Source organism: Ventrimonas faecis, from assembly GCF_040096075.1.
Classification (GTDB): Bacteria; Bacillota; Clostridia; order Lachnospirales; family Lachnospiraceae; genus Brotaphodocola; species Brotaphodocola faecis.
In genome coordinates, this window is the sequence record NZ_JBBMFJ010000053.1 from 1 (window position 1) to 9089 (window position 9089).

At 47.8% G+C, this 9089-nt stretch carries 10 protein-coding genes and 1 pseudogene; 10 read left to right on the forward strand and 1 reads right to left on the reverse strand.

Annotated features, from left to right (window positions below):
- Positions 1-305 precede the first annotated feature (305 nt).
- The 4 genes from WMO41_RS15390 to WMO41_RS15405 all read left to right on the forward strand — a co-directional run bounded on the left by WMO41_RS15390 (position 306) and on the right by WMO41_RS15405 (position 5346).
- Complete coding sequence (locus WMO41_RS15390) at positions 306-1673, forward strand: MATE family efflux transporter (protein WP_349230515.1); 1368 nt, start codon at positions 306-308, stop codon at positions 1671-1673.
- Positions 1674-1686: 13 nt separating this feature from the next.
- On the forward strand, positions 1687-2283 hold the full coding sequence (locus WMO41_RS15395; RefSeq protein WP_349230516.1) for a cytidylate kinase-like family protein: 597 nt from the start codon (positions 1687-1689) through the stop codon (positions 2281-2283).
- A gap of 361 nt (positions 2284-2644) precedes the next feature.
- On the forward strand, positions 2645-3388 hold the full coding sequence (locus tag WMO41_RS15400; RefSeq protein WP_349230517.1) for a copper homeostasis protein CutC: 744 nt from the start codon (positions 2645-2647) through the stop codon (positions 3386-3388).
- Between the two features lie 59 nt (positions 3389-3447).
- Entirely contained in the window at positions 3448-5346 is a 1899-nt protein-coding gene (locus WMO41_RS15405; RefSeq protein WP_349230518.1) for an ATP-binding response regulator, read from the forward strand.
- A gap of 161 nt (positions 5347-5507) precedes the next feature.
- On the opposite strand, the gene WMO41_RS15410 is transcribed toward WMO41_RS15405, so the two are convergent.
- Complete coding sequence (locus WMO41_RS15410; protein WP_349230519.1) at positions 5508-6557, reverse strand: threonine aldolase family protein; 1050 nt, start codon at positions 6555-6557, stop codon at positions 5508-5510.
- Positions 6558-6668: 111 nt separating this feature from the next.
- On the opposite strand from WMO41_RS15410, the gene WMO41_RS15415 reads away from it, so the two are divergent.
- The 6 genes and pseudogenes from WMO41_RS15415 to tnpA form a co-directional block, all read left to right on the forward strand.
- A complete protein-coding gene (locus tag WMO41_RS15415) occupies positions 6669-7346 on the forward strand; it encodes a sugar O-acetyltransferase (RefSeq protein WP_349230520.1) in 678 nt (225 codons plus the stop codon).
- Positions 7312-7584: a GNAT family N-acetyltransferase gene (locus WMO41_RS15420; protein WP_349230521.1), complete on the forward strand. Its 273-nt coding sequence runs from the start codon at positions 7312-7314 to the stop codon at positions 7582-7584. The genes WMO41_RS15415 and WMO41_RS15420 overlap by 35 nt, the downstream gene beginning before the upstream one ends.
- A 43-nt stretch (positions 7585-7627) precedes the next feature.
- On the forward strand, positions 7628-8152 hold the full coding sequence (locus WMO41_RS15425; RefSeq protein WP_349230522.1) for a flavodoxin family protein: 525 nt from the start codon (positions 7628-7630) through the stop codon (positions 8150-8152).
- A pseudogene (locus tag WMO41_RS15430) lies at positions 8153-8269 on the forward strand (ACT domain-containing protein); the annotation flags it as partial.
- Between the two features lie 11 nt (positions 8270-8280).
- On the forward strand, positions 8281-8547 hold the full coding sequence (locus tag WMO41_RS15435; RefSeq protein ID WP_349230523.1) for an HAD family hydrolase: 267 nt from the start codon (positions 8281-8283) through the stop codon (positions 8545-8547).
- Positions 8548-8750: 203 nt separating this feature from the next.
- The coding region (gene tnpA / locus WMO41_RS15440) for an IS200/IS605 family transposase (protein ID WP_349230524.1) at positions 8751-9089 on the forward strand (339 nt) is incomplete at its 3' end.

Sequence of the window (9089 nt, forward strand, 5' to 3'; positions counted from 1 at the left end):
TCACTGCTTTTTTATTTGAGAAAGAAAAAGCTGCGCAACAACCTTGGCAGGCCGTCGCGCAGCGACTTAGTTCAATTAAAATATAATAATCCCCGAACGAGTAGCAGACTAGCGTAAATCCAGTTTTGCTGCTCGTTTTTTATTTAAAAAAGAATATAGAATGCCATAAAAAGTGTGTAGCTTATCAGCGTAAGTCCAGCTTGCGGGAAAAGCACACACTTTTTTATTTCCTGGGGCACAGTCCCTGTGGAGCAGGAATGTGCCGGGCGCATTCTTGTGGCAGGAAAGAGGAGGAGTCAGTAGTAATGGCAGAGAGCAGCAAAATGAAAGACATGCCGGTGAATCGGCTCATGGTGCAGATGGGAATCCCCATGATCTTATCCATGGCCCTGCAGGCAGTCTACAACATCGTGGACAGTGCCTTCGTCGGCAACATGAAGGTGGGAAGTGAGTCAGCATTAAACGCCCTTACCCTGGTTTTCCCGGTTCAGATGCTGATGGTGGCAGTCGGGATCGGAACCGGTGTGGGAACCAACGCGCTTCTTGCGAGAACGCTGGGACAGGGGAACGCAAAGAAAGCGGCGAAGGTGGCAGGAAACAGTTTGTTTCTCGGAGTGCTTATCTATGTGGTATGCCTGTTATTTGGCATATTCGGAGTAAAGGCTTATATCGCATCGCAGACCATGGATCCGGAAGTTATTTCCATGGGAACCAGCTATTTAAGAATATGCTGCATGATTTCCTTTGGAATTATTTTCTTTTCCTTATTTGAAAAATTGCTGCAGGCAACCGGCCGATCTCTTTATTCTACAATTGGACAGGTTGTGGGTGCGGTGGTAAATATCATTCTGGATCCCATCATGATCTATGGAATTGGTCTGGTTCCGGAAATGGGCGTGGAGGGTGCTGCCTACGCAACGGTCATCGGGCAGGTGGCATCGGCTGTATTGTTGTTTGTGTTCCACATGAAGTTAAATGAGGAATTTGAGCACGAAATGAAGTTTATGAAGCCGGATGCCGGAATCATAAGGGAAATCTACAGCATCGGTCTTCCGGCCATCATCGCCCAGGCCCTGATGTCTATCATGGTTTATGTGATGAACCTGATCCTGAAATTCAGCCCGTCTGCCCAGACCGCATACGGACTGTTCTACAAAGTACAGCAGTTTGTCCTGTTCCTTGCATTTGGCCTGCGAGACGCGATCACGCCGATCATCGCGTTTGCATACGGAATGGGAAGCAAAAAGAGAATCCGGGATGGAATTAAATATGGCCTTCTGTACACCATTGGCCTGATGATTTTTGGTATTTTGATCACAGAATTATTTCCGGGAGCATTTGCAGCGCTGTTCAATGCCGGACAGTCGAGAACGTATTTTATCAGTGCTATGCGCGTAATCTCCATCAGCTTTATTTTTGCAGGAATCAATGTGGCCTATCAGGGAATCTACCAGGCGCTGGATGGCGGCCTGGAGTCCCTTGTGCTTTCCCTGCTCCGGCAGCTGGTAATCATACTGCCGTTAGCCGGAATTTTTTCTGTCTTTGTCAGAAATGGACAGATGGGAGTGTCCCTGATCTGGTGGGCGTTTCCGATTACAGAGGTTGTGGCCTGCCTGGTGGGATATGGATTTTTAAAGAGAATCAGAGCGAACAGAGTGGATCGTTTAAGTTAAGGAGGAACCGGCTATGGCAAAGAAAATTATTACGATCAGCAGAGAGTTTGGAAGCGGCGGACGATTTATCGGGGAAGAGGTGGCAAAGAAACTTGGAATTGCTTACTATGACAAGGATATCATTGGCCAGATTGCGGAAAAATCCGGCTTTTCCCCGGAATACATTCAGGAAAAGTCTGAATTGTCCCCCAAAAAAGGCCTGTTTGCCTATGCGTTTGCAGGCCGTGACCGCACTGGAAAATCCATGGAGGATATGGTGTATGAGGCACAGCGAAAGGTGATTCTGGAAATCGCGGAAAAAGAATCCTGCGTGATCATTGGAAGAAATGCGGACTTTATTCTCAAAGACCGGAAGGATGTGTTAAATGTTTTTATCCATGGAGACCTGCCGGAAAAAACAGAGCGGATCTGCAGGCTGTATCATGTCAGCGAAGCAGAGGCGAAAAAGATGATGGAAGACATCGACAAGCGCCGCAGGAGCAATTATAATTTTTATACAGACCAGAAATGGGGGATGGCATCGAATTATACGCTGTGTCTGAACAGTTCCCAGCTGGGATATGAATTGTGTGAGGGGATGGTAATGGAGTGCCAGAAACAGAATTTCTAACATCACAAAGCCCACAGAATCAGGAAACACCGACAGCGTTTTGCTACACTGTAGTCACAGAGAGGGAGTGGACAGATGAACTGGATACAGGGAATTCAGCGTGCGATTGATTATGTAGAAGCGAATATAACCGAAGAGATTGATTTCGAGGAGACTGCAAGACAGGCCTGTTCCTCTTCGTTTCATAAATTAAATCCTTTCGTTTGCCATAGGCTACTCCCACTACCTTCAGGTGGTGGGAGTAGGCAAGAGAATAATCTGCTGGCGTTCTGTCAGCTGTTGTACTATACTCAGTATAAGCGTTAGTTTCTTATGCGCAGTATCAGCTTCGTTCATCGGACGAGGAAGAATGGGGAAAACTATGGAAAAATATGTGTTAGAGGTCTGCGTGGACAGTGTGGAATCGGCGCTGGCCGCAAAGGCGGGCGGGGCAACGCGCCTGGAGCTGTGCGCCAATCTGGTCATTGGCGGAACGACACCCGGATATGCTTTGTTTGAGCAGATAAAACGGGAGACTGGACTTCCTGTCCGGACGCTGATTCGTCCAAGATTCGGGGATTTTCTTTACACGGAGTATGAATATCAGCAGATGCTTCAGGATATCCGTCATTTTGCGCAGGCAGGCGCAGACGGGGTTGTGATCGGAAGCCTGAATGCGGATGGCACGCTTCAGGAGGAGCAGATGCGCGGGATGATCGAAGCCGCGGGAAAGTGTGGAATCACCCTGCATCGTGCCTTTGATGTATGTGTGGATCCCATTGCAGCGCTGCAAAAAGCGGAAGAACTGGGCGTGAACACCATTCTGACTTCGGGCCAGGAGGCTGATTGCCTTGCGGGAAGCGTGCTTTTAGCAGAGCTTGTGAAACATTCCGGCAGTCTGACCATCATGGCCGGTGCGGGGGTAACATCATCAAATCTTGCGGAACTTGCAGCAAAAACCGGAGCGCACGCGTTTCATATGTCTGGGAAAAAGATGCTTCCCAGCGGCATGTGTTACCGGAATGAGCGGGTACATATGGGACTTGAAGGCTTAAGCGAGTTTACCATTTACCGCACAGATGAGGAAGAAATCCGCCGCGCCGCAGAGATTCTGAAATCTCTCTGATGCCAGAGATGCATTCATGGGAAGAAAAATTGTAAAGTTTACTGAAAAGAGGATAATCTATGGTCGCAAACTATCTGACCGGTACAGCGTTTATGCTGATTGTGCTTCTGATTCTGTTTATCAAGATCTGCAATGACATGAATCAGGAAAAAATCAAACGGATGTACCAGATTCTGGATGTGGTGGCAGCGTTGTATGTGCTGCTGGACGCCATGTTCGCTGCCAGCCTTCTTCTGAGACAGCAGCAAATTCTGGTACTCCGCCTAATCGTGTTTCTGTTTTTCATCGTTTACGTGATTACGCCATTTGTGTGGCAGCTGTTTGTGCGAAGTTATATGGAAGCCCCGCATGGACGCTTATTCCGGGTTCTGGAAAAGCTTCCGCTGATCCTTCTGCTTGCCATGGTGTTCATTTCCCTGAAAAACGGTTATGTATGGGAAATCAGTGAGTCAGGAGAGTATATGCGTGGCCGCGGATTTCAGCTGTTTACCGCGATTAATCTGTTTTATTATCTGGAAGCATTTGGAAACGGCATTTATATTTTATATAGGAAAATGTACCGGAAAGATCATTATCTCTTGCAGTCGCTGATTCTTTCCACCCTTCCGCTCATGGCAATTCTGGTGAATACCTATCTGATTCCCCTTCAGATGACCTACCCGCTCCAGCCGTTCTGTCTGGTGCTGGGCACGCTGTCTGCCTATCTTTTTATGGCAGACCGGCAGAAGACGCTTCTGGAGGAACAGCATAACGCAAGCCTGAATCAGGCATTGGAACTGGAGAAGGAAGCATCCAGAAAAGCGGCGGAGGCCGGAGCAGTGAAATCTGTTTTTCTGGCAAACATGTCCCACGATATCCGGACACCCATTAACGCAATTCTGGGATTTGCGGATACCATTGCCCGTCATCCGGATGATGAAGCGAGAGTGTGGGACTCCGTGATGAAAATAAAAAGCTCCGGTCACGTACTGCTGAATCTGATCAATGATGTCCTGGATCTTTCTAAGATTGAAAATGACAAGCTTCAGCTGAAAGAAGCTCCGGCAGACTTAAATGAACTGACAGAAGGATTCCGGGAGTTATTTCGTCCGGCTATGATGCAGGGAGAATTGGATTTTGAGATCCATCGGAATGTATTGCATCCATCTGTCCTTTGTGATGAGGGAAAGCTGCAGAGAATTCTGGTGAATATCATCAACAATGCGGTAAAGTTTACGCCGAAGGGCGGACGAATCGTGCTTTCCGTATCAGAACGCCCGGAGGGGAACAACCGTGGAATCTACGAATTCCTGGTGCGGGATACGGGAATCGGCATTAGCAAAGAATTTCAGACGCATATTTTTGAAGCTTTTGAGCAGGAACAGAGTTCCATGATCAGCAATACATCCGGTGCGGGCCTGGGTCTTTCTATTGTGAAGAAGCTGGCAGATCTGATGAAGGGAACCATCGAGATAGACAGCGCGCCGGGAGAAGGAACCGCAATAAAAATTTCGTTTCCCTTTTTCCGGACACAGGAGAATGCGGACAGCAGGATAGCAGAAGACCCTCCGGCTGTCACAGATCTGTCTGGCATGAAGATTCTTCTGGCAGAGGACAATGAACTGAACAGGGAGATTGCCCTGGCTATTCTGGAAGAAAAAGGCGCAGAAGTTACATGCGCTGTCAATGGAAAGGAAGCGCTGGAATGCTTTGCAGAATCGCCAGAAGGTTTTTATGATGTGATTCTGATGGACATCATGATGCCGGTGATGGATGGCCTTCAGGCTACCCGCGAGATCCGTGCACGGAAACGCCCGGATGCTCAGGCCATCCCCATTTTTGCCATGACGGCCAATGCTTTCCAGGAAGATATCCGGAAAAGCAGGGAAGCGGGAATTACGGAACATTTCAGCAAGCCACTGGATTACGAAATGCTGGTCAGAAAAATACGGGAAATGAATCGAGTTGCAGGAGTGTGAGATGAAACAGAGTATTCAGCTTTCGGACCATGGGCGAGGGCAGGCGGGAAAAAGCTCAGGAATTTTTTTCCCTGCTGATCTGCGCGGTGGCCGTATCCGGTGTGGCACCGGTAATCAGCTATCATTACGGTGCCGGAAACGGTATCAGTACTTCTAAGTATTCAGGCATGCTGAGCAGCCAGCAGACGGCACAGCATTTCCACCTGTTCCGGGATGGTGGCCCAGCTTGTGGCAAATCGGATGATGGTGTGGAAATCATCGTATGCTTCCCAGAAACCAAATTCCACCTGCCCTGCCAGCTGTTCCATGACGGCATTTTCCATCACGCAGAAAATCTGGTTGGTAGGAGAGCCGAAGCGAAGCTGGTAACCATTCTGGATGAGTGCCTGCCGAATTTGGTCTGCAGCCTGGATGGCGGAGTTCCCAATGGTCTCATACAGATGATCCGTGAACAGGGTGTCAAATTGGATGCCCAGAAGACGTCCCTTTGCAAATAAAGCGCCGTGCTGCTTGATGATGGTGAAAAAGTGCGGGATGAAATCCGGTTTTGGAACCACGATGGCTTCCCCAAACAGTGCGCCGCATTTGGTGCCGCCGATATAAAAGACATCGCAGAGCGCGGCAAGGTCTGCCAGGGTCAGGTCATTCTGCGGGCAGGCCAGGGCATAGGCGAGGCGCGCGCCATCCACATAGAGCGGGATCTGATATTCCCGGCACAAGGAGCTGATTTCGGTCAGCTCTTTTTTGGAATACAGCGTTCCGTATTCGGTCGGGTGAGAGAGATAGACCATGCCTGGCATAACCATATGGTCGTGATTGGCATCATTTTCATAGGTCTCCAGCAGTGTCCGGATCTGGCTGGCGCTGATTTTTCCGTTCTGGTGTGGCAGCGTCAGAACCTTGTGGCCGCCAAGCTCAATGGCTCCAGCTTCATGCACGCTGATGTGTCCGGTTTCTGCCGCAATGACGCCCTGATAGCTTTTTAATATGGCATCGATCACCGTGGCATTGGTCTGGGTTCCGCCGGTTAAAAAGAAGATGTCAGCGTCTGGTGCCTGGCAGACAGAGCGGATTTTTTCTTTGGCAGATGCGCAGTAGCTGTCCAGTCCATAGCCGGGAGTCTGCACAAGGTTGGTTTCTATCAGACGCTGGAGAATCCGCGGATGTGCACCCTCCATATAGTCACAGGAAAAAGATAAATGATGTTCCATGGTATGAGTTCCTTTCTGGTTTGGTAGTTGTAATTGACTTCTCATCGGGGTCATTATAAAATGTTTTTCAGTATGATGCAAATGGTTATTTGTGATGAAGGAGCAGGAATTATGACAGAAAAAGAAAAGATGTTAAAGCAGATGATGTACGATGCGAACTATGATAAAGAACTTTTGCAGGAGAGAAATCAGGCGAAAGATTTATGCTACGAGTACAACCAGCTTCGCCCGTCAGATGAGCAGGGGCAGAAATCGGTCATGCGGAAGCTGCTCGGAAAAACAAAAGAGAATTTCGCCGTCATGCAGCCGTTCTGGTGTGATTACGGATACAATATCGAGATTGGCGAGAACTTCTTCGCAAACCACAATCTGGTGATTCTGGATCCGGCGAAGGTAACCTTTGGTGACAATGTGTTTATCGCGCCGAACTGCGGCTTCTACACGGCAGGCCATCCAATCGATGCAGAGCGCCGCAATCAGGGTCTGGAGTACGCTTACCCGATTACCGTTGGAGACAATGTCTGGATTGGGGGCGGTGTTCATGTCATGCCGGGTGTCACCATTGGAAACAATGTAGTGATCGGAGGCGGAAGCGTGGTGGTAAAAGATATTCCGGATAACTCCGTGGCTGTGGGAAATCCGTGCAAGGTGATCCGGGCGATTACGGAAGAGGATAAGAAGCGGTGCTGGGACAGGAATCCATATCGGATCGGCCAGGCAACAGAACAGGATGTTATTCAGGTATTTGCATTGTATGAGGAAAGAGAGATGGAAGGAAAAGAAGGGTGAAAAGGCTTATTATATCCACAATCTGGTGACATCTGTTTCTGCAGCCGGAGCAGGAAAGCAGCTGCTTCGGGAAGTGGAAACAATGGCAGTTTCTGAAGGAAAAGAATATCTCCGGCTGGATTGTGCGGTGGATAATCCGGTATTAAACGAGTATTATGAGTCCATGGGCTATGTAGCAGCTGGTCACTGTCAGGACGGCCCATACTATGGCGTGAGACGGGAAAAACGTCTTGGCTGATTTTTAGAAACAAAGAGTTGAAAATGTATGGAGGAATCACAACATGAAAATCGTAATTTTAAACGGAAGTGCCAGAAAAGGCAATACCAGTGCAGCCATCCAGGCGTTTAGAAAAGGCGCAGAGGGGAAGCATGAAATCGAAGTAATTGAGCCGCACAAACTGCACATTGCCCCGTGTAAGGGCTGTGGTGCATGCCAGTGCCATAAAGGCTGTGTCGACAAAGATGATACGAATCCAATTATTGATGCGATTGCGGCCGCAGATATAATACTGTTTGCAACTCCGGTTTACTGGTGGGGTATTACCGGTCAGTTAAAGCTGGTGATTGATAAATGTTACTGCCGTGGTATGCAGATTAAGGGCAAGAAAGTTGGTCTGATCGTAACCGGTGGTGCTCCGGTGGATAATGTTCAGTATGAACTGATTGAGAAACAGTTCGACTGTATGGCAGAATATCTGGGCTGGGATATGCTGTTCCAGAAGCGATACAGCGCCAATGCCAAGGATGAGCTGGCGAAGAATGAAGCGGTGATGGCTGAGCTGGAAGAATTGGGTAAGGAGCTGTAAAAAATTTCCATTTTCGCGGTTTCTACTTATAATACGGACTACATATTTCTGAAAAAAGAAAATTATCAGAAGGCTCTGGAAATTCTTTCCGGTGCCGGATATGAAGTGGAAGGATAAACAGACAGATTATGATAACAACTATTTTGTGGGATGTGGATGGCACATTGCTAAATTTTGAGGCAGCAGAAAAAGCGGCAATCCGGGCATTGTTTCAGGAGTTTGGATTTGGAGTGTGCACGGATGAAATGCTGAAATGTTACTCTCAGATCAATAAAATTTACTGGGAGCGGCTGGAACGGAAGGAAGTCACTAGGCAGGAAGTTTTGGAGGGCAGATTCCGGGATTTCTTTGCGGAAGAAGGACTGGATGTTTCCGCTGCGCCGGAATTTAACTAAACACTGCAAGAATTCCCCTATCCTCTTTAGGTGGCGGGATGAATTGCCTGCTTTTGATTTCTGATATTGCAATAACTGGCATGATTCTATATTGCACATAGATGTGCCGACAAAAAAAGAACTTATGTTCGATAAACCATGGACATATAGAAAAATATATGGTAAAATATAATCAGTCGAGATAATAGGAAAGGCTGATTATTATGAGAAAATTGGATAGCAATGCGCACTCGGTATTTTTATTATATTACCATTTGATTCTGGTTGTAAAATACCGAAAAAAGGTTTTGAATGATCCGATTTCAAATCGGGCGAGAGAAATATTTGAGCATATTGCTCCGAACTATCACATTACTCTGGAAGAATGGAATCATGATCAGGACCATGTTCACATCATGTTCCGTGCTCATCCCAAATCAGAACTGAGCAAGTTCATCAATGCATATAAAAGCGCAAGCAGCCGCCTGATTAAAAAGGAGTATCCGGAAGTCCGGCAAAAGCTATGGAAGGAAATGTTCTGGAGCCAGAGCTTTTGTCTGCTG

Coding starts and splice junctions, on each gene's coding strand:
- WMO41_RS15410 (WP_349230519.1), bottom strand. CDS start 6,557: ATGGAACATCATTTATCTTTTTCCTGTGACTATATGGAGGGTGCACAT.
- WMO41_RS15435 (WP_349230523.1), top strand. CDS start 8,281: ATGATAACAACTATTTTGTGGGATGTGGATGGCACATTGCTAAATTTT.
- WMO41_RS15390 (WP_349230515.1), top strand. CDS start 306: ATGGCAGAGAGCAGCAAAATGAAAGACATGCCGGTGAATCGGCTCATG.
- WMO41_RS15420 (WP_349230521.1), top strand. CDS start 7,312: ATGAGGAAAGAGAGATGGAAGGAAAAGAAGGGTGAAAAGGCTTATTAT.
- WMO41_RS15425 (WP_349230522.1), top strand. CDS start 7,628: ATGAAAATCGTAATTTTAAACGGAAGTGCCAGAAAAGGCAATACCAGT.
- WMO41_RS15400 (WP_349230517.1), top strand. CDS start 2,645: ATGGAAAAATATGTGTTAGAGGTCTGCGTGGACAGTGTGGAATCGGCG.
- WMO41_RS15395 (WP_349230516.1), top strand. CDS start 1,687: ATGGCAAAGAAAATTATTACGATCAGCAGAGAGTTTGGAAGCGGCGGA.
- WMO41_RS15405 (WP_349230518.1), top strand. CDS start 3,448: ATGGTCGCAAACTATCTGACCGGTACAGCGTTTATGCTGATTGTGCTT.
- WMO41_RS15415 (WP_349230520.1), top strand. CDS start 6,669: ATGACAGAAAAAGAAAAGATGTTAAAGCAGATGATGTACGATGCGAAC.